General features: G+C 65.2%; 18 protein-coding genes and 1 riboswitch. Of the genes, 16 read left to right on the forward strand and 2 right to left on the reverse strand.

Translation table 11 applies throughout. The features are described from left to right. The first annotated feature begins 167 nt into the window (after positions 1 to 167). The 4 genes from metK to metF all read left to right on the forward strand — a co-directional run bounded on the left by metK (position 168) and on the right by metF (position 4,229). Positions 168 to 1,334, forward strand: coding sequence for a methionine adenosyltransferase (metK, locus tag NHH88_03245; protein USX14826.1), 1,167 nt, complete (start codon positions 168 to 170; stop codon positions 1,332 to 1,334). Positions 1,335 to 1,458: 124 nt separating this feature from the next. Next, positions 1,459 to 1,526, forward strand: a riboswitch (S-adenosyl-L-homocysteine riboswitch). Between the two features lie 26 nt (positions 1,527 to 1,552). After that, complete coding sequence (gene ahcY, locus NHH88_03250) at positions 1,553 to 2,980, forward strand: adenosylhomocysteinase (GenBank protein USX14827.1); 1,428 nt, start codon at positions 1,553 to 1,555, stop codon at positions 2,978 to 2,980. A 78-nt stretch (positions 2,981 to 3,058) separates the two neighbouring features. After that, entirely contained in the window at positions 3,059 to 3,409 is a 351-nt protein-coding gene (locus NHH88_03255) for a phage holin family protein (protein ID USX14828.1), read from the forward strand. Beyond that, positions 3,402 to 4,229, forward strand: a complete 828-nt coding sequence (gene metF / locus NHH88_03260) for a methylenetetrahydrofolate reductase [NAD(P)H] (GenBank protein USX14829.1) — start codon at positions 3,402 to 3,404, stop codon at positions 4,227 to 4,229. Before NHH88_03255 ends, metF begins: the two co-directional genes overlap by 8 nt. Positions 4,230 to 4,309: 80 nt before the next feature. Here metF and NHH88_03265 read toward each other — a convergent pair whose 3' ends face one another. Then, positions 4,310 to 4,912, reverse strand: coding sequence for a 5-formyltetrahydrofolate cyclo-ligase (locus NHH88_03265; protein ID USX14830.1), 603 nt, complete (start codon positions 4,910 to 4,912; stop codon positions 4,310 to 4,312). A gap of 62 nt (positions 4,913 to 4,974) precedes the next feature. Between NHH88_03265 and NHH88_03270 the strand changes: the two genes are divergently transcribed. From NHH88_03270 to dsbD, 11 genes are all read left to right on the forward strand, one after another. Continuing rightward, entirely contained in the window at positions 4,975 to 6,969 is a 1,995-nt protein-coding gene (locus NHH88_03270; GenBank protein ID USX14831.1) for a lytic transglycosylase domain-containing protein, read from the forward strand. Positions 6,970 to 7,015: 46 nt separating this feature from the next. Continuing rightward, a complete protein-coding gene (locus NHH88_03275) occupies positions 7,016 to 7,732 on the forward strand; it encodes a glutathione S-transferase family protein (GenBank protein ID USX14832.1) in 717 nt (238 codons plus the stop codon). A 5-nt stretch (positions 7,733 to 7,737) separates the two neighbouring features. Then, complete coding sequence (locus NHH88_03280; GenBank protein USX17519.1) at positions 7,738 to 9,036, forward strand: multifunctional CCA addition/repair protein; 1,299 nt, start codon at positions 7,738 to 7,740, stop codon at positions 9,034 to 9,036. Between the two features lie 65 nt (positions 9,037 to 9,101). Then, positions 9,102 to 9,779, forward strand: coding sequence for a GNAT family N-acetyltransferase (locus NHH88_03285; protein USX17520.1), 678 nt, complete (start codon positions 9,102 to 9,104; stop codon positions 9,777 to 9,779). A gap of 95 nt (positions 9,780 to 9,874) precedes the next feature. Continuing rightward, positions 9,875 to 10,261, forward strand: a complete 387-nt coding sequence (gene mrtJ / locus NHH88_03290; protein USX14833.1) for a JDVT-CTERM system glutamic-type intramembrane protease — start codon at positions 9,875 to 9,877, stop codon at positions 10,259 to 10,261. A 42-nt stretch (positions 10,262 to 10,303) separates the two neighbouring features. Next, a complete protein-coding gene (locus tag NHH88_03295) occupies positions 10,304 to 12,442 on the forward strand; it encodes a choice-of-anchor D domain-containing protein (protein ID USX14834.1) in 2,139 nt (712 codons plus the stop codon). Positions 12,443 to 12,454: 12 nt separating this feature from the next. After that, positions 12,455 to 12,949, forward strand: coding sequence for a TlpA family protein disulfide reductase (locus tag NHH88_03300; protein USX14835.1), 495 nt, complete (start codon positions 12,455 to 12,457; stop codon positions 12,947 to 12,949). Then, positions 12,946 to 13,161 (forward strand): DUF4266 domain-containing protein, encoded by a 216-nt coding sequence (locus tag NHH88_03305; GenBank protein ID USX14836.1) that lies wholly within the window; start codon positions 12,946 to 12,948, stop codon positions 13,159 to 13,161. Before NHH88_03300 ends, NHH88_03305 begins: the two co-directional genes overlap by 4 nt. A 13-nt stretch (positions 13,162 to 13,174) precedes the next feature. Further along, entirely contained in the window at positions 13,175 to 14,368 is a 1,194-nt protein-coding gene (locus NHH88_03310; GenBank protein ID USX14837.1) for a DUF3570 domain-containing protein, read from the forward strand. Continuing rightward, positions 14,362 to 15,261 carry an FAD:protein FMN transferase gene (locus NHH88_03315; GenBank protein ID USX14838.1) on the forward strand — a complete coding sequence of 300 codons (900 nt, stop codon included), beginning with the start codon at positions 14,362 to 14,364 and terminating at the stop codon, positions 15,259 to 15,261. Before NHH88_03310 ends, NHH88_03315 begins: the two co-directional genes overlap by 7 nt. Then, entirely contained in the window at positions 15,258 to 17,123 is a 1,866-nt protein-coding gene (gene dsbD, locus NHH88_03320) for a protein-disulfide reductase DsbD (GenBank protein USX14839.1), read from the forward strand. The genes NHH88_03315 and dsbD overlap by 4 nt, the downstream gene beginning before the upstream one ends. Positions 17,124 to 17,262: 139 nt before the next feature. Here dsbD and NHH88_03325 read toward each other — a convergent pair whose 3' ends face one another. Further along, a complete protein-coding gene (locus tag NHH88_03325; protein ID USX14840.1) occupies positions 17,263 to 17,784 on the reverse strand; it encodes an Lrp/AsnC family transcriptional regulator in 522 nt (173 codons plus the stop codon). A 125-nt stretch (positions 17,785 to 17,909) separates the two neighbouring features. Between NHH88_03325 and hppD the strand changes: the two genes are divergently transcribed. Then, entirely contained in the window at positions 17,910 to 19,040 is a 1,131-nt protein-coding gene (hppD, locus tag NHH88_03330) for a 4-hydroxyphenylpyruvate dioxygenase (GenBank protein ID USX14841.1), read from the forward strand. Positions 19,041 to 19,071 lie beyond the last annotated feature (31 nt).

Below are 19,071 nucleotides of genomic sequence, written 5' to 3' on the forward strand. Positions count from 1 at the left end.
GCTGCTGTTGCTATAGCCAAAATTTTTTTAAGAAGCGTAAAATACCACGTATGCAGTAACCGCTGAGTTAACAGACAACTTGCGAAGCGGAATATAAATATCGCTAAAGCGTCGCAAGCCGTATTGGGTGAGCGACAACCATTCTCAACCAGTATCAGGAGCTTGCGATGTCAAACGATTATCTTTTCACTTCCGAATCCGTCTCGGAAGGCCATCCGGACAAGGTCGCCGACCAAATCTCGGACGCCATTCTGGACGCCATCCTCGAGCAGGACCCGAAAGCCCGCGTCGCCGCCGAAACGCTGTGCAACACTGGCCTGGTCGTGCTGGCCGGCGAAATCACCACGCACGCCAACGTTGATTATATTCAAGTGGCGCGCGAAACCATCAAGCGCATCGGCTACGACAACACCGACTACGGCATCGACTACCGCGGTTGCGCGGTGCTGGTGGCCTACGACAAGCAGTCGCCGGACATCGCCCAGGGCGTCGACGAAGGCGCCGGTATCGACCTTGACCAGGGCGCCGGCGACCAGGGCCTGATGTTCGGCTACGCCTGCGACGAGACGGCCGAGCTGATGCCCGCCGCCATCCACTACGCGCACCGCCTGGTCGAGCGCCAGTCGCAGCTGCGCAAGGACGGCCGCCTGCCATGGCTGCGCCCGGATGCTAAATCGCAAGTTACGCTGCGCTACGTCAACGGCCGTCCGGTCTCGGTCGACACCGTCGTGCTGTCGACCCAGCACGCGCCGGAAATGCAGCACAAGCAGATCGAAGAGGCGGTGATCGAGGAGATCATCAAGCAAGTGCTGCCGCGCGAATGGCTCACCGACACCAAATACCTGGTCAACCCGACCGGCCGCTTCGTCATCGGCGGCCCGCAGGGCGACTGCGGCCTGACCGGCCGCAAGATCATCGTCGACACCTACGGCGGCGCCAGCCCGCACGGCGGCGGCGCCTTCTCCGGTAAAGATCCAACGAAAGTGGACCGTTCGGCCGCCTACGCCGCGCGTTACGTCGCCAAAAACGTCGTCGCCGCCGGCCTGGCGCGCCAATGCCAGGTGCAGGTCAGCTACGCCATCGGCGTGGCCCGTCCGATCAACATCACGGTGTACACGGAAGGCACGGGCGTCATCGCCGACGACAAGATCGCCGCACTGGTGATGGAGCACTTCGACCTGCGTCCGAAAGGCATCGTGCAGATGCTCGACCTGCTGCGTCCGATCTACGCCAAGACCGCCGCCTACGGCCACTTCGGCCGCGAAGAGCCGGAATTCACGTGGGAGCGCACCGACAAGGCCGCGATCCTGCGCGCCGCCGCCGGCCTGAAATAAAGCCACGCCGGGGAGAGCCGTTGTTGGTGGTTACTCCCCGGATTGAAGTGTTGCTTGAACCTCGCTTGACCCAGCTAATTTGGCGCGGCGCCTGTGCTGCGCGCCAAGGTGGTGCTAGAATGCACCTTCCGAGGAGCGCTGCGACGAATTCATTTTTGCCAGGCTCGGAATCTGCAACCGCGCTCACGTTACTTTTTTCTAACTGAAAGGAGGGCGTGATGAACGCCGTACTCAAATCCGCACAAGACTACCTGGTCGCCGATATCTCCCTGGCCTCCTGGGGTGACAAAGAAATCCGCATCGCCGAAACCGAAATGCCAGGTCTGATGGCGATCCGCGAGGAATTCGCCGCCGCCCAGCCGCTCAAGGGCGCGCGCATCACCGGTTCGCTGCACATGACCATCCAGACCGCCGTGCTGATCCAGACGCTCGAAGCGCTGGGCGCCAAGGTCCGTTGGGCTTCGTGCAATATCTACTCGACCCAGGACCACGCCGCCGCCGCCATCGCCGCCGCCGGCACGCCGGTGTTCGCCATCAAGGGCGAAACGCTGGACGAATACTGGGACTACACCCATCGCATCTTCGAGTGGCCTGCCGACGCCGCCGGCAACGCCGTTTATTCGAACATGATCCTCGACGATGGCGGCGACGCCACGTTGCTGCTGCACCTGGGCGCGCGCGCCGAAAAAGACCTCTCGGTGCTGGCCGCGCCGGGTTCGGAAGAAGAGATCTGCCTGTTCAACGCCATCAAGGCGCACCTGGCGATCGACCCGGCCTGGTACTCCAAGCGTCTGCCGCAGATCATGGGCGTGACCGAGGAAACCACCACCGGCGTGCACCGCCTGTACCAGATGCATAAGGACGGCAAGCTGGCCTTCCCGGCGATCAACGTCAACGACTCCGTCACCAAGTCGAAGTTCGACAACCTGTACGGCTGCCGCGAGTCGCTGGTCGACGGCATCAAGCGCGCCACCGACGTCATGATCGCCGGCAAGGTCGCCGTCATCGCCGGTTACGGTGACGTCGGCAAGGGCTCGGCCCAGGCCATGCGCGCGCTGTCGGCGCAGGTGTGGGTCACCGAAATCGATCCGATCTGCGCGTTGCAGGCGGCGATGGAAGGCTACCGCGTCGTGACGATGGACTACGCCGCCGAACACGGCGACATCTTCGTCACCTGCACCGGCAACTATCACATCCTGACCGAGAAGCACATGCTGGCCATGAAGGACCAGGCCATCGTCTGCAACATCGGCCACTTCGACAACGAGATCGACGTCGCCGCCCTCAAGAAGTACACTTGGGAAAATATCAAGCCGCAAGTCGACCACGTGATCTTCCCGTCGGGCAAGCGCATCATCCTGCTGGCCGAAGGCCGCCTGGTGAACCTGGGTTGCGGCACCGGCCACCCGTCGTACGTGATGAGCTCGTCGTTCGCCAACCAGACCATCGCCCAGATCGAGCTGTTCGCCAACACCGACAAGTACCCGGTCGGCGTCTACGTGCTGCCGAAGCACCTGGACGAGAAAGTGGCGCGCCTGCAGTTGAAGAAACTGAACGCGCAACTGACCGTGCTGACCGAAGAGCAAGCGGCCTACATCGGCGTGACGCAGGAAGGTCCGTACAAACCGGACCACTACCGTTATTAATCTGACGGCGTGAGGCGGGGCCGGCATCTGTTGCCGGCCTTGTTTTTATCTAGATATTTTTTGCAGCGAGACTTAGTTATGCGTTTGGTCCTTACCTGGTTAATCAATGCGGTTGCCCTGCTGGCAATTCCCTACCTGATGCATTCTGTCGATGTCATAAGCATAGGCGCAGCCCTCGTCGCGGCTTTCGTACTGGCCCTTGTAAACACGCTGATCCGCCCCGTCCTGTTGCTGTTGACCTTGCCCGTGACCATGCTGTCGCTGGGACTGTTTATCTTCGTCATCAACGGCTTCATGTTCTGGCTGGTGGCGCAATTCGTCGACGGTTTCCACGTCGACAGCTTCCTGTCGGCGATCGGCGGCGCACTGTTGTACAGCGTGATTTCCTGGGCTCTGTCTACCTTACTTTTGAAGAACTCAGATGGCTAATCATAATTTCAGTATCGAATTCTTTCCGCCGAAGACGGCGGAAGGCGCGGAAAAGCTGCGCGTCACGCGCGCCAAGCTGTCCGAACTGAAACCCAAATATTTTTCCGTGACCTTCGGCGCCGGCGGCAGCACCCAGCGCGGCACCCTGGACACGGTGGTCGAGATCCTGGCCGCCGGCGAGGACGCCGCGCCGCACCTGTCGTGCGTCGGCGGCACGCGCGAGTCGATCCGCGCCATCCTGGCCGAATTCAAGTCGCACAACATCAAGCGCATCGTCGCGCTGCGCGGCGACCTGCCGAGCGGCTACGGCGCGTCCGGCGAATTTCGTTACGCCAACGAGCTGGTTGAGTTCATCCGCCAGGAGACGGGCGAATGGTTCCACATCGAAGTGGCGGCCTATCCGGAGGTGCACCCGCAGGCCAAGTCGCCGCAGGACGACCTGCTGGCGTTCGAGCGCAAAGTGAAGGCCGGCGCCAACGCCGCCATCACGCAGTATTTCTACAACGCCGACGCCTATTTCCAGTTCGTCGACCAGACCAGCAAGATGGGTATCAGCGTGCCTATCGTGGCCGGCATCATGCCGATCACGAACTACACGCAGTTGATGCGCTTCTCCGACATGTGCGGCGCCGAGATCCCGCGCTGGGTGCGATTGAAGCTGGCCAGCTACGGCGACGACACCGCGTCGATCAAGGCCTTCGGCCTCGATGTCGTGTCGCAGTTGTGCGAGCGCCTGCTGGCCGGCGGCGCGCCGGGGCTGCACTTCTACAGCATGAACCAGGCCGCGGCGACCACCGCGCTGTGGCAACGCCTGGTGTGACTGTCGGCGCATACGCGTAACCCGCAAACCGACGCGGGGTCGTACCCCAAGGGGTACGACCCCTGTGGCCGCACTGTGGGTTAAATGTCCGCGATTTCCGTGACGATGCGGTCCAGCGCCACATCGTGCGCGTCGCCGTCGAACTTCACCTCCAGGCAGCTGTACGCGATGCCCACCGTCTCCGGACGCGGCGAGCGCGCCAGGGTGCGGTCGTAAAACCCTCCGCCATAGCCTAATCGATATCCCTCCGGGTTGTATCCCAGACAAGGCACCAGCAACGCCGGCGGATACGCCGCCGCGAGCCGCAAATCCGCCGGCACCGCCACCCCCATCGCATCCTTGACCATCGACTCGCCGATACGCCAGTCGGCGAATTCCAGCGCCGCGTGTTTTTCCACCACCACCGGCAGCAGCAGCCGCGCGCCCAGGCGCTCCAGCTCCACGTAGGCGGCCTGCAGATCGGGCTCGTCGCGCAACGGCCAGTACACGCCCAGCGCCGCCGGCCGCGCCGCGCGCCACCACGCGATCACCCGCGTGCCGATGGCATGGTCCCACGCCGCCCGCGCGGCCGGGTCGAGCGCGCGCCGCGCGGTCAGCAACTGCTTGCGCAAATCGGCCTTTTGCGTAGCGGCCGGGGCTATTCGTTCGCTCTCGGCACGTGGTATTCTAGGGTCGCTGGTCATGGATTCATCGCTGGTCATGGATTCGGTTGTCGCTTCGTACACTGCTTAAAGAGAGTTTCACATTGATTTCCGCTTCGAAATGGATTGCCGGCGTTGTCGTCGTGGCCTGGGTTGCGTTCAACCCGTCGTATATGTCGCAGGCCCACGCCGAGGATATCGGCGCCGAGACCAAGCGGCAGGACGATGCCTTCCTGCTGATGCGCGACGCGGTGCGCCAGGACGACGCGGCCAAGGTGGATTTCTACGCGGCCCGTCTCGCCAATTATTCCATTCCTTCGTATGTCGATTATTATCGGCTCAAATCGCGCCTGAAGGACGCCTCCTACGCCGAAATCCGCGATTTCATGAAGCGCTACGAAGGCCAGGCCATCGTCGACCGCTTGCGCAACGACTGGCTGCTGGACCTGGGCCGCAAGCGCGACTGGGTCACCTTCGACGAGCAGCTGCCGCTGTTTGTGCTGAACGACGACACCCAGGTCAAATGCTACGCGCTGCAATCGCGCGCGCTCAAAGGCCAGAAAGTGGCCGACGAGGCGCGCGCCCTGCTCACATCCCCAGCGGTCTACGGCGAACCCTGCGCGGGCCTGATCGCGACCCTGTTCCAGACCGGCCAGTTCGACGCCAACGACCTGTATGAACAACTGCGCCTGTCCGGCGAATTCAACGCCACCGGGCAGGCGCGCCGCATCGTCGCCCTGCTGGGCGGGCCGGAGAAAAAGGCGGTGCAGGCGATCGACACGCCGGCCCTGGCCTTGGCCAAGGGGCCGGGCAGCGGCCGCACCGAGCATGAGATCTTCGTGGTGGCCGTCGGCCGCATGGCCAAGACCAGCGTCAAGCTGGCGTCGCTGGCGCTGGAGAAGGCCTCGTCCCAACTGACGCCGCTGGAGCGGCAGGAGGGCTGGGCGGCGATCGCGCTGCAATCGTCCTATTCGCTGGACACCGACACCGCCGAATACTGGCGCCGTTCGAACGGCGCCAAGCTGTCCATCGACCAGATCCAGTGGAAAACCCGCATCGCGCTGCGCGCCAGCGACTGGCGCCAGGTCAAGGCCAACATCCAGGCGATGCCCGCATCGCTGCGCGACGATCCGGCGTGGATCTACTGGATGGGCCGCGCGCTGATGGCCGAAGCCGGCGTGACCAGCCATCCGGCCGGCGAGGCCGAACGCCTGTTCCGCAGCATCTCGGACCAGCCCAACTTCTACGGCCAGCTGGCGCTGGAGGAAACCGGCAACCTGATTACCATCCCGCTGCCAGGCGCGCCGATCACCCCCGCCGAAATCGCGGCGATCGCCGCCAATCCCAACTTCCAGCGTTCGCTCAAGTTCTTCGGGATGCGCCTGCGCTTCGAGGGCACGCGCGAATGGAACTGGGGCCTGCGCGGCCTGGACGAACGCGGCTACCTGGCCGCCGCCGAATTCGCGCGCCAGAACGAGATCCTCGACCGCATGGTCAACACCTCGGACCGCACCCGCATCCAGGTCGACTACACGCAGCGCTTCCCGTCGCCGCACCACGACGTCATGCATCCGGCCACCCAGACGCTGGGGCTCGACAAGGCCTGGGTGTATGGCCTGATGCGGCAGGAGTCGCGCTTCATCCTCGGCGCGCAATCGCACGTCGGCGCCTCGGGCCTGATGCAGGTGATGCCGTCGACCGCGCGCTGGGTGGCCAAGAAACTGGGCCTGACCGACTTCGCGCAGGACATGCTGACCGACGTGCGCACCAACATCATGCTGGGCACGAACTACCTGAACATGGTGCTCGGGAACATGGACGGCTCCGAGGTGCTGGCCACCGCCGCCTACAACGCCGGGCCGGGACGCTCGCGCCGCTGGCGCGCCACCCTGACCAAGCCGATCGACAGCGCGATCTTCATCGAGACCATTCCGTTCTACGAGACGCGCACCTACGTCAAGAACGTGATGTCGAACGCCACCTACTACGCGGCGTTGTTCGAGGGCCGGCCGCAATCGCTGAAGGCGCGCATCGGCACCGTCGCGCCGCGCTCCTACACCCCCGAGGAAGAGCAGGAATCGAGCTACGGCTCGCGTTGACCACGCGTTGACCACGCATTGACCACATCATCATTACGGACGCATCATGCAGACCACCAAACTTGATCCCAGCCTGTCGAACACCCTGACCGCCGCGCGCGAGCCGGGCCTGACGCTCATCATCGGCAACAAGAATTACTCGTCATGGTCGATGCGGCCGTGGGTGGCGATGACCGCGTTCGGCATCCCGTTCCAGGAGGTCCGCGTGCTGCTCGACCAGGCCGACACCGCCAACCGCATCTGCGGCTACTCGGCCAGTGGCCGGGTGCCCGTGCTGCTCGCGGGCGAGATGACGATCTGGGACAGCCTGGCGATCTGCGAATATCTGGCCGAGCAGTTCCAGGAGCTGCATCTGTGGCCGCAGGACGTGGCCGCGCGCGCGATGGCGCGCTCGGTCTGCGCCGAGATGCATGCGGGCTTCGCCGACCTGCGCACATCGATGTCGATGAATATCCGCGCCAGCTTCCCCGGCAAGGGCCGCACCAACGGCACCCAGGCGGACATCGGCCGCATCAGCGAGATCTGGGAGGAGTGCCTGTCGCGCTTCGGCCACCACCAGTTCCTGTTCGGCGATTTCTCGATCGCCGACGCCTACTACGCGCCGGTGGTGATGCGCTTCCGCACCTACGGCGTGTCGCTGGCGCCGGCGCTGGACGCCTACTGTCAGCGCGTGCTGGCGCATCCGGCGGTGGCGCGCTGGGTGGCCGAGGCGCTGGCCGAAACCGAAACGGCGCCCAAGCACGACGCCGAGATGCCTGACTGACCATGATGCGGATTTATGTAGTCGGCGGCGCCGTGCGCGACCAGTTGCTTGGCCTGCCGGTCAAGGACCACGACCACGTGGTGGTCGGCGCCACGCCGGACGACATGCTGGCCCAGGGCTTCCGCCCGGTCGGCAAGGATTTCCCCGTGTTCCTGCATCCAAAGACGCAGGAGGAGTACGCACTGGCGCGCACCGAGCGCAAGACCGCGCCCGGCTACAAGGGCTTCGTGTTCCACACTTCCCCGGACGTCACGCTGGAGGAGGATTTGATCCGGCGCGACCTGACCATCAACGCCATCGCCCGCGCCGACGACGGCACCCTGACCGATCCCTTCGGCGGCCGCCGCGACATCGAGCAGCGCGTGTTCCGCCACGTCTCCGACGCCTTCGCCGAGGACCCGGTGCGCATCCTGCGCGTGGCCCGTTTCGCCGCCCGCTATAGCGACTTCCGCGTGGCGCCGGAAACCAATGCATTGATGCGCCAGATGACGGAGCAGGGCGAGGTCGACGCGCTGGTGCCGGAGCGCGTGTGGCAGGAGCTGTCGCGCGGGCTGATGGAAGACAAGCCCTCGCGCATGCTGGAAGTGCTGCGCGATTGCGGCGCGCTGGCGCGCATCCTGCCGGAGCTCGACGTCTTGTGGGGCGTGCCGCAGCCGGAGAAATGGCACCCGGAGATCGACACCGGCGTCCACATCCTGCAGGTGATCGATTGCGCCGCGCGGGCGGGGCTGGAACTGCCGACGCGCTTCGCCTGCCTGATGCACGACCTGGGCAAGGGCGTGACGCCGTCGGCCACCTGGCCGGCGCACCACGGCCACGAGGAGCTGGGCGTCAAACTGGTCGAGCAGGTGTGCAAGCGCCTCAAGGTGCCGACCGAGTGCCGCGACCTGGCCGTGATGACCGCGCGCGAACATGGCAACGTCGGCCGCGCGCTGCAACTGCGGCCCAACACCATCGTCAAGCTGCTGGAGCGTTGCGACGCCTTCCGCAAGCCGGCGCGTTTTTCGCAGATGCTGCTGGCGACCGAGTGCGATTCGCGCGGCCGGATCGGCCCCACAGCCAGCTATCTGGACGCGCCGTTCCCGCAGTTGGCGCATCTGGAGGCGGCGATGGCGGCCGCGCGCGGCGTCAACGCCGGCGAGATCGCCCAGGCCAGCGCCGCCAACCCCCAGCGCATACCGGAATACGTGCACAGCGCGCGGGTAAGGGCCGTCAAAGTGGCGCTGAAGGCGGCGGACGTCGAGGGCGAAGATGCAGGCGGCATGCCGCTGCCGCCCGCCGCCCCGGACGGCGGCCCCGCATAAACAGGAGTACAATGACGTCGATGGTGCGCTGCACCATGTCGCTGCACACTGTCTTTTTCGCCACTATGAACTCCCTCGACCTGTTCCAAAATCCGCTGCGCCGCTGGGGCAAGAACAAAGACGGCAAACACCGTCCGACGGTGCTCGTCAAAGAGCTGCAGGAGCGCGACCGCCGGCGCATGGTGAAGCACTTCCTTGAACTGGAAAGCAGCGACCGGCTGCTGCGTTTCGGCACCATGCTGCCAGACGAGCAGGTTGCGAAGTACGTCAACAACATCGATTTTTCGCGCGATATGGTGTTCGGCGTGTACAACCGCCTGTTCAAGCTGGTGGCCGTCGGCCACCTGGCCTTCGCGCCGCGCGACGAATCCAGGAGCGCCGTCACCGAGAAGGAGCGGGTGGCCGAATTCGGCGTCTCGGTCAGCAAGAGCGCGCGCGGCATGGGAGTCGGTTCCAAGCTGTTCGAGCGCGCCGCCATCCACTGCCGCAACAACGACGTCGACACCTTATATATGCACTGCCTGTCGTCGAACAAGACGATGATGCACATCGCGAAAAAAGCCGGCATGGAAATCCATCGCGACTACGGCGAGGCGGACGCCTATCTCAAACTGACACCGGCCAATCCGGCCAGCGTGCTGCAAGAGGCGCTGGACGAGCAATTCGCCACCCTGGACTACACCCTCAAGGCGAACAAGCGCTTCGCCACCAAATGGCTCGGTCGTTTGACCGGTCGAAAATAAATCGCATTTTCTCTCACTATAGTTAGAACCTTTACCGGCTGGCCTGGAATGAACGGTCAGACAAGATACGCAAACCGGTAACCAGGCTTTTCAACGTGCCGCTGATTTCCTCACTTCTGCCCATGCCATGGGCGGCGGACGCCCTGTGCGGCCCCCAGTTGCGGGCGCCCGACCTTGGCGTTTGCCTGCGGCTGCTGGTGCTTTCGCCGCTGCTGGAGGAGTGCGTGGTCCGCGCCGGCCTGCAGGAGTGGCTGCTACGGCGCTCGGCGCAGCGGCAAGGCCTCGGTTGGGCATGGCCGGCGCTGGTGTCGACGGCCGCTTTCGGCCTGCTGCACCTGGGCTCCGGCTGGCAGGCCGCCATCGCGGTGCTGCTACCTGGACTGGCGCTGGCGCTGCTATACCAGCGCACCCGCAACTGGTGGTGGTGCGCGCTGATGCACAGCGCGTTCAATGCCTTTGCTATCTCTGTCTGCGGTTTATAGATCTATTTGGATCAATTTCAAGATCAACTTCAGGAGAGTGGCATGACAGGTTTAACGTGGGAATTCCGGCTGCGGCACGCGGCGGCAGCGGCGCTGCTATTGGGACTGGCTTCGCAATCGGCGAATGCGCAAAACGCCTTGAACGGCCGGACCCTGTATCAGAACGGTCCTGTCGGCGGCGGCGGCACCTGCGTCGCCTGTCATGGCCCCTCACCGGCCAACAACGTCAGTAACATCCAGCGCGCCGCCAATCAGCCGTCGGTCATCTCCGCCGCCATCGCCCGCAACGCTGGTGGCGGCATGGGCCAGTTCGCCGGCCGCTTCAGCGCCGCCGAACTGGCGGACCTGGCGGCCTATATCGGCAACCCCACCGTGACGGCGGCGCCGGCCGCCTCGCTGGCGCCGGCCAGCCTGGCCTTCACCGGCACCAGTATCGGCCAGACCAGCGCCCCGCTGAGCGCCACCCTGAGCAACACCGGCAACGCCGCGCTCAATATCGGTAACATCTCGCTGGGGGGCGCGGCCGCCGGCGACTACACGCTGGCCGGCGGCACCTGCGCCAATGGCGCGGCCATCGCGGCCGGCGCCAACTGCACCGTGCAAGCGAGCTTCCGTCCGACCGTGGCCGGCGCGCGCGCCGCCACCCTGACCATCACCCACAACGCCACCGGCGGCAGCAGCGCCGTGGCCCTGAGCGGCACCGGCAACGCCACGCCGCAGGCGACCATCGCATTGTCGGCGCCGAGCGTCAACTTCGGCGCGCAGTTGACCGGCGCCGCGTCGGCCGTCTCCACGATCAATGTCACCAACAGCGGCCAGGCGCCGCTGACCTTCAGTTCCATCGCCCTGGGCGGCGCCAATGCCAACATCTTCACGCTGGGCGGCAGCTGCGCGGTGGCCACGCCATTGGCGGCCGCCGCCAGCTGCACCGTCACCGTATTGGCCACGCCCACGGCCGCCGGCGCCTTCGCCGCCAGCCTGACCCTGGCCTCCAACGCCGCCAACGGCGCCGCCACGGTGGGCCTGTCGGGCACCGCTTCGGCCGCCGCGCCGGCGCTAACGGCCACGCCGTCGGCGCTGGCCTTCGGCATGCGCACCATCAGCTCCCCGGCCACGTCGCAGACGGTGGTGCTGGCCAATACCGGTAACGTCGCCGTCGCCTTCACGCGCGTCGCCCTGACCGGCTCCAGCGCCTTCACCATCGCCGGCAGCGACTGCGGCAATACCCTGGCCGTCGGCGCCAGCTGCTCGGTACCGGTGCGCTTCGCGCCGACCGCCGACGGCGCGGTCACCTCCACCCTGGGCGTGACGTCGAACGCGGCGGCGGTGCAAGTGGCCATCACCGGTAGCGGCACCACGCAATCGGTGGGTATCCCGGTGCTGTCCGAGACCGGTCCGATCGTCTTCGCCGACACGCAAGTCGGCGCCAGCGCGGCCGAGCACACCACGACCTTGAACAACACCGGCAGCGGGGCGGTGCGTATCTCGACCCTGACCCTGGGCGGCAACCAGCCTGGCGATTTCGTCACCGGCGGCACCTGCGCGGCCAACGGCGCCGTCAGCGCCGGCGCCAGCTGCACCATCACCACGGTCTTCCGTCCGACGGCGGCCGGCGCCCGCAGCGCAAGCCTGTTGCTGGTGACCGACGCCGGTGCCCAGCTCACGCTGCCGCTGAGCGGCAACGGTGTGGCGGTCGCGGTCAGCGCTCCTGCTCTGGGGCTCAACCCGCAAAGCTTCGACTTCGGCGCCGTCACCATCGGCGCAACGGCGCCAACCCGCCGCTTCACACTGACCAACAGCGGCTCGGCGCCACTGACCCTGGCCAGCGCCGCCTTTAGCGGTCCGTTCGCCGCCGTCGCCGACAGCACCGGCTGCGCCGCCTTCCCGTTCACCTTGCAACCCGGCGCCACCTGCGACCTGGTGGTGCGCTACACCCCGGTCAACGCCGGCGGCAACAGCGGCAATGTCGTGATCCAGTCGAACGTGGCCGGCAGCAGCTGGACCATCGCCCTGAACGGCCAGGCCAACGCCGCACCGTCCAACGCCACGCCGCAAAACGCCGGCGGCGGCGGTTGCTCGGCCTCGCAAAGCGTCAACGATCCAATGCTGGCAATGCTGGCCATGCTGTCGCTCGGCGTGATCGTGTGGCGCCGTCGTCGCAATCGCGACGAGCAAAACTAACCTGGAGCCATTATGAAAATCAAAGCGATATCGATCTTGTTGGCCGCCGCGCTGAGCGCATCGTCCGCCTTCGCGCTGGAGAAGGGCGCACCCGCGCCGCAGTTCGACCTGCAGGGCATGGACGGCGCCGTCCAGCTGGCGAAGTTGACCGGCAAGGTGGTCTACGTGGACTTCTGGGCCTCGTGGTGCGGCCCGTGCCGTCAGTCCTTCCCGTGGATGAACGAGATGCAGGCCAAGTACGGCCCGCGCGGATTCCAGATCGTCGGCATCAACGTCGACGCCAAGAGCGAGGACGCCAAGACCTTCCTGGCGACGACGCCGGCCAAGTTCACCATCGCCTTCGACCCGAAGGGCGCCACCCCGCGCCAGTACGGCATCAAGGGCATGCCGAGCAGCGTGTTGATCGGGCCTGACGGCAAGGTCCTGCTGGAGCATTCGGGCTTCCGCGACGCCGACCGCGCCGAGCTGGAAGCGAAGATTCAATCCGCACTGGGAGCCGCCAAATGAAAACCCTGATCGCCCTGGCGCTGGCCGCCAGCCTGTCCGGCTGCGCCTCGTTCGGCAATGTCCAGCCGTGGGAAAAAGGCACGCTGGCCAAGCCGGAGATGACTTTCAACGACGGCGGTTTGTTCAGCCGTTACGACGACCACATCTACACCAGCCGCGAGTCCTCGTCGGGCGGCGCCGGTGTGGGCGGTGGCGGCTGCGGTTGCAACTGAAATGGAATCCCTTATGACGAGCAAACAAACCACCATGCATGACGACGGCCAGCCGTCGGCTTCACCATCCCCGGCGCCAGCCTCGGCAACGTCCTTGGCCGGCTCGATCCTGGCGGCGGCGCTGATGCTGCCGGGCGTACAGGCCCACGCCGAGGCGCCGCCGACCAATGGCGTGATCAGCATCGGCTATCTGGACTACCGCGATAGCCAGTCGAACATGGACCGCATCCGCGTGCACGCACCGTCGGTGTCCATCATGGCGCCGGTGGCCGGCGTCTGGAGCATCAGCGCCTCGGCGGTGACCGACGACGTGTCGGGCGCCTCGCCGCGCTACCACACGGCCGTCTCCGGCGCCTCGCGCATGAGCGACGACCGCAAGGCCGGCGACGTCTCGCTCAAGCGCTACCTCGATCGCGGCAGCGTGTCGGTCGGCGCCAGCTATTCGACCGAGCATGACTACGTGTCGCGCGCGCTGTCGCTGCAGGGCACTTTCGAGAGCGAAGACCGCAACACCACGTGGTCGGCGGGCTTCGGCCGCGCCAACGACGAGATCAACTCCACCGGCGGCGCCGTCGTCGGCGAGAAAAAGAACACCACCAACCTGCTGGTCGGCGTGACCCAGGTGCTGACCAAGAACGACGTGGTGCAACTGACCCTGGCGCACGACCGCGGGCGTGGCTTCTTCTCCGATCCGTACAAGGCCTTCGACAACCGTCCGCGCAGCCGCAACGAGAACACCGTGCTGCTGCGCTGGAACCACCATGTCGAATCGACCGGCGGCATCAGCCGCACCTCCTACCGCTACTACCGCGACAGCTTCGGCGTGCGCGGACATACGCTGTCGCAGGAATACGTGCAGCCGCTGTCGCAGGGCTGGACCGTGACGCCGGAAGTGCGCCTGTACACGCAGAGCGCGGCGGACTTCTACTACGACCCGGTCTACGATCCGGTGTTCGGCACGCCGTTCCCGCCCGGCTTCAACCCCGCCAATCCGGGCTTGTCGTCGGCCGACCAGCGGCTGTCGGGATTCGGCGCGGTGACCGTGGGGCTCAAGGTCAGCAAGCAGATCGACAAGCTGTGGTCGGTGGACGTCAAGGCTTCGGCCTACCAGCAGCGCGGCAGCTGGCGCGCCTTCCACTCCGGCAGCCCGGGGCTCGATACGCTGCGGGCGCAGACCTTCCAGATCGCGGTCAACCGGCAATGGTAGACGCGATCCACCGCACCGCGTTCGACGCGATGGCCAGCCGCTGCGAAATCCGGCTGGCCGCGCCCGACGCCCACACGGCCGAACTGCTGTCGCGGCAGGCCGTGGCGGAGGTACGGAGGATCGAAGAGAAGTATTCGCGCTACCGGCCCGACAGCATCGTCTCGCGGATTAACGCGGGCGCGGGCAGGGGGGCGGTGGTCTGCGACAAGGAGACCATGGCGCTGATGTCCTACGCCGCCGCGCTGTACGGCGCCAGCGAGGGACTGTTCGACATCACCTCCGGCGTGCTGCGCAAGGCGTGGGATTTCCGCCGGCCGAGCGTGCCGAAGGCGGAGGTGCTGGAGCCTTTGCTGGCGCTGGTCGGCTGGCAAAAGGTGGCCTGCGAGGGCGAGGAAGTTCATCTCCGCGAAGCCGGCATGGAGATCGACTTCGGCGGCTTCGGCAAGGAGTACGCGGCCGACCGCGCGGCGGCCTTGCTGGTCGAAGCCGGCGTGCGGCACGGTTATGTGAACCTGGGCGGCGACATGCGCTTCATCGGTCCCCGGCTTGACGGGCGCCCGTGGAGCATCGGCATACAGGACCCGCGCGATCCCGACGCGGTGGTGGCCAGTATTCCGATCAGCCAGGGCGCGCTGGCCACCAGCGGCGACTACGAGCGTTATTTTGAACTGGACGGGGTGCGTTACTGCCACATCCTCGATCCGCGCACGGGCATGCCGGTGCGGCATTGGCGTTCGGTGAGCGTGATGGCGCCGATGGCGATAGCTGCAGGTAGTTGTTCGACGATCGCCATGCTGAAACAGCAGGGCGGACTCAATTTTCTGAACGCCTCCGACATGGGTTATTTGACCATCGATGATCAGGGGCAGATGTTGTATAGGGATATCTCATGAAACGACAAAAATGGATGGTGCGTTTGCAGATCCTGGCGACGATGCTGGTGGCGCTCATCGCGCTGTTTGCGGGCAGCCAGGTGCGGGCGGGCGATTTTCTCGAACCGGACCAGGCCTTCAAGCTGAGCGCCGAGGCGCTTGACGCCAAGACCGTGCGGCTGACGTGGAAGATCGCCAAGGACTACCACTTGTACCGCGATCGTCTGAGCTTCAACGCCGCCGACGGCGCGCAGGTGACGGCGCCGGTGCTGCCGAACGGCATACGCAAGTTCGACACCAATTTCAACAAGGAGATGGAAACCTACCAGGACACGCTGGTGGTCGATCTCCCCGTCGCGGTCAGGGAGCCGTACACGTTGCTGGTCGGTTACCAGGGCTGCGCGGACGCCGGCCTGTGTTACTCGCCGGCGGAGCAAAGCTATCGCGTCGACCCGAGGAAGCCCGGCAAGCTGACGCCGATCGACCCGGCCGACTTGGCAGCGACCAGCGCCGCCGCGCCAGTCGCCGCCGCTGCCGCCGGCGGCGCGGCATCCGCCCCGGCCGCCGCGCCGGAAGACGATAGCTCGCTGGCCCAGCGCACGCTGCAAAGCGGCAGCGCCTGGCGCATCGGCCTGGCCTTCCTGGTCTTCGGCCTGCTACTGTCGTTCACGCCGTGCGTGCTGCCGATGGTCCCGATCCTGTCGTCGATCATCGTCGGTGAAGGCAATGTCTCGCGTGGCCGTGGCTTCATGCTGGCGCTGGCGTACAGCCTGGGCATGGCACTGGTCTACACCTCGCTCGGCGTCGGCGCCGGCCTGGCAGGCGAAGGCCTGGCCGCCGCGCTGCAAAAACCGTGGGTGCTGCTGACGTTCGGCGCCTTGCTGTTCACGCTGTCGCTGTCGATGTTCGACGTCTACCAGCTGCAGCTGCCAAGCAGCCTGCAAAGCCGCCTGAGCTCCACCAGCGGCAATATGGGTGGCGGCAAATTCGCCGGCGTATTCATCATGGGTGCTCTGTCGGCGCTGATCGTCGGTCCGTGCGTGGCCGGTCCGTTGGCCGGCGCGCTGCTCTACATCAGCCAGACGCGCAACGTTTGGACCGGCGGCTGGGCGCTGTTCTCGATGGCGGTCGGCATGAGCGTGCCGCTGCTGTTGACAGGCCTGTCGGCCGGCAGCCTGCTGCCGCGCGCCGGCGCCTGGATGAACGGCGTCAAGAAGGTCTTTGGCCTGCTGCTGATCGCGGTCGCCATCTGGATGGTCACGCCGGTGTTCTCGGTGACCGTGATGATGATCATGTGGGGCGTGTTCGCGCTGTTGTGCGCCATGTTCCTGCACGTGTTCGACGGCATCCCGAAGGGCGCGGGGTTGGGCGCCTATGTCGGCAAGACCTTGGGCCTGGCCTTCCTGCTGGTCGGCTTGTTCGAATTGACCGGCGCCGCCAGCGCCGGCCGCGACGTGCTGCAGCCGTTGGGCCACTTGACCATCGCCCGCGCCGAGGGTGGCGCCGGTGGTGGCGCCGCCGGCGGCGAGGCGCACTTCACGCGCATCAAGACGGTGGCCGAACTGGATCAGATCCTGGCCACCAGCACCAGGCCGGTGATGTTGGACTTCTACGCCGACTGGTGCGTGGCATGCAAGGAGATGGAGCGGTTCACGTTCTCCAAGCCGGCCGTCAACGGCAAGATGAAGGAAGTGATGCTGCTGCAGGTGGACGTCACCGCCAACAACGCCGACGACAAGGCGCTGATGAAGCGTTTCGGCCTGTTCGGTCCACCGGGGCTGATCTTCTTCAACGGCGGCAAGGAGATTCCGAACAGCCGCATTATCGGCTTCCTCGCGGCCGAGCCGTTCCTGCAGCACCTTAACCGTCACTTCACTTCGTGAAGTTCATCGGGTCCACGTAGGGCGGATTAGCGCGCAGCGCGTAATCGGCCACGAGCCGCCGGCGGAGCATGGCCGATTACGCTGCGCTAATCCGCCCTACGTGTTTTAGTGGTCTGTCGATATAGCGCCCACGCTCCGTTCAAACGAGCGGCAGGGCGGTCGTGTCCTTGATGCGCTGCAGGGCGAAGCTCGATTTCACGTCCAGCACCGCCGGGTGGCGCAGCAAGGTCGCCATCATGAAGCGCGAGAAGTGGTCCATGTCCTCGACGTGCACGCGCAGCAGGTAATCCATCTCCCCCGTCATCGCATAGCAGGCCACCACCTCCGGCCACTGCTCGACCGAGACCGCGAAATCGGCGCGCGGCGAAGCCGGCGCGTTCTGCGCGCCCAGCGCCCGCGCGTTGCTGTGCGCGGCCGCGTCGCTGTGCTTCTCCAGCCGTACATTCACATATGCCAGCAACCCCAGGCCGATCTTGTCCGGGTCCAGCAGCGCCACGTACTGGCGGATCACGCCTGCTTCCTCCAGCCGCTTGATGCGGCGCAGGCACGGCGACGGCGACAGCGCGACCAGCTCCGCCACGTCCTGGTTCGACAGCCGGCCGTCGGCCTGCAAGATGGACAGAATCTTACGGTCGGTTTTATCCAGCGCAATTTTGGTCATAAATCCCTCGATAATTCAGTGTTGAGGCAATATTATTGCTCAAAATGGCCGTGGGCGTGAATTGTTTGCAATTTAATGCCCGGGGGGCGGGACTATACTGGCGCTATTCTAACGAGGAGACACGCATGCAATTCCAGCCTTGGGACAACCCGATGGGAACCGACGGGTTCGAGTTTGTCGAATACGCCGCCCCCGATCCGAAAGCGCTCGGCGCGCTGTTCGAGCGTATGGGCTTCACCGCCATCGCCCGCCATCGTCACAAGGATGTGACGCTCTACCGCCAGGGCGGCATCAACTTCATCATCAACGCCGAGCAGGATTCGTTCGCCCAGCGCTTCGCTCGCCATCACGGCCCGTCGGTATGCGCGATCGCCATCCGCGTGCAGGACGCGGCGGCCGCCTACAAGCGCGCGCTGGACCTGGGCGCCTGGGGCTTCGACAACAAGACCGGCCCGATGGAGCTGAACATCCCCGCCATCAAGGGCGTGGGCGATTCGCTGATCTATCTGGTCGACCGCTGGCGCGGCAAAAACAATGGTGAGCAGGGTTCCATCGGCGACATCAGCATCTACGACGTCGACTTCGTCGCCATCCCCGGCGCGGACGCCAACCCGGTCGGCAATGGCCTGACCTATATCGACCACCTGACCAACAACGTCCATCGCGGCCGCATGAAAGAGTGGGCGGACTTCTATGAGAAGATGTTCAACTTCCGCGAGGTGCGCTACTTCGACATCGAGGGCAAGCTGACCGGCCTGAAGTCGAAAGCCATGACCTCCCCGTGCGGCAAAGTGCGCATCCCGATCAACGAATCGTCGGACGACAAATCGCAGATCGCCGAGTATCTGGACGAGTACCACGGCGAGGGCATCCAGCACATCGCCCTGGGCACCGACGACATCTACACCTCGATCGAGAAGATGAAGACGACCGGCATCGCCTTCCAGGACACCATCGAGACTTACTATGAGCTAGTCAACCGCCGCCTGCCGGGCCATGGCGAGCGCCTGGAAGACCTGCGCCGCCTGCGCATCCTGATCGATGGTCACAGTAACGAGAACGAGCGCGAACTGCTGCTGCAGATCTTTACGCAGAACGTGATCGGCCCGATCTTCTTCGAGATCATCCAGCGCAAGGGCGACCAGGGCTTCGGCGAGGGTAACTTCCGGGCGTTGTTCGAATCGATCGAATTGGATCAGATCAAGCGCGGCGTCTTACAAGATACAAGCAACGACCCAAGCAAAACGCCGGCTTAAGGCATATAGTAGTCAAAATGTAGCAAAAACC

The sequence above is a fragment of the Oxalobacteraceae bacterium OTU3CAMAD1 genome (genome assembly GCA_024123915.1).
In the GTDB taxonomy this organism is placed as follows: Bacteria; Pseudomonadota; Gammaproteobacteria; order Burkholderiales; family Burkholderiaceae_D; genus Rugamonas.

What these genes read in the sequence shown, in the direction of transcription:
- metK (USX14826.1), top strand. Translation starts at nt 168, where the DNA reads ATGTCAAACGATTATCTTTTCACTTCCGAATCCGTCTCGGAAGGCCAT.
- ahcY (USX14827.1), top strand. Translation starts at nt 1,553, where the DNA reads ATGAACGCCGTACTCAAATCCGCACAAGACTACCTGGTCGCCGATATC.
- NHH88_03255 (USX14828.1), top strand. Translation starts at nt 3,059, where the DNA reads ATGCGTTTGGTCCTTACCTGGTTAATCAATGCGGTTGCCCTGCTGGCA.
- metF (USX14829.1), top strand. Translation starts at nt 3,402, where the DNA reads ATGGCTAATCATAATTTCAGTATCGAATTCTTTCCGCCGAAGACGGCG.
- NHH88_03265 (USX14830.1), bottom strand. Translation starts at nt 4,912, where the DNA reads ATGACCAGCGACCCTAGAATACCACGTGCCGAGAGCGAACGAATAGCC.
- NHH88_03275 (USX14832.1), top strand. Translation starts at nt 7,016, where the DNA reads ATGCAGACCACCAAACTTGATCCCAGCCTGTCGAACACCCTGACCGCC.
- NHH88_03280 (USX17519.1), top strand. Translation starts at nt 7,738, where the DNA reads ATGCGGATTTATGTAGTCGGCGGCGCCGTGCGCGACCAGTTGCTTGGC.
- NHH88_03285 (USX17520.1), top strand. Translation starts at nt 9,102, where the DNA reads ATGAACTCCCTCGACCTGTTCCAAAATCCGCTGCGCCGCTGGGGCAAG.
- NHH88_03295 (USX14834.1), top strand. Translation starts at nt 10,304, where the DNA reads ATGACAGGTTTAACGTGGGAATTCCGGCTGCGGCACGCGGCGGCAGCG.
- NHH88_03300 (USX14835.1), top strand. Translation starts at nt 12,455, where the DNA reads ATGAAAATCAAAGCGATATCGATCTTGTTGGCCGCCGCGCTGAGCGCA.
- NHH88_03305 (USX14836.1), top strand. Translation starts at nt 12,946, where the DNA reads ATGAAAACCCTGATCGCCCTGGCGCTGGCCGCCAGCCTGTCCGGCTGC.
- NHH88_03310 (USX14837.1), top strand. Translation starts at nt 13,175, where the DNA reads ATGACGAGCAAACAAACCACCATGCATGACGACGGCCAGCCGTCGGCT.
- NHH88_03315 (USX14838.1), top strand. Translation starts at nt 14,362, where the DNA reads ATGGTAGACGCGATCCACCGCACCGCGTTCGACGCGATGGCCAGCCGC.
- dsbD (USX14839.1), top strand. Translation starts at nt 15,258, where the DNA reads ATGAAACGACAAAAATGGATGGTGCGTTTGCAGATCCTGGCGACGATG.
- NHH88_03325 (USX14840.1), bottom strand. Translation starts at nt 17,784, where the DNA reads ATGACCAAAATTGCGCTGGATAAAACCGACCGTAAGATTCTGTCCATC.
- hppD (USX14841.1), top strand. Translation starts at nt 17,910, where the DNA reads ATGCAATTCCAGCCTTGGGACAACCCGATGGGAACCGACGGGTTCGAG.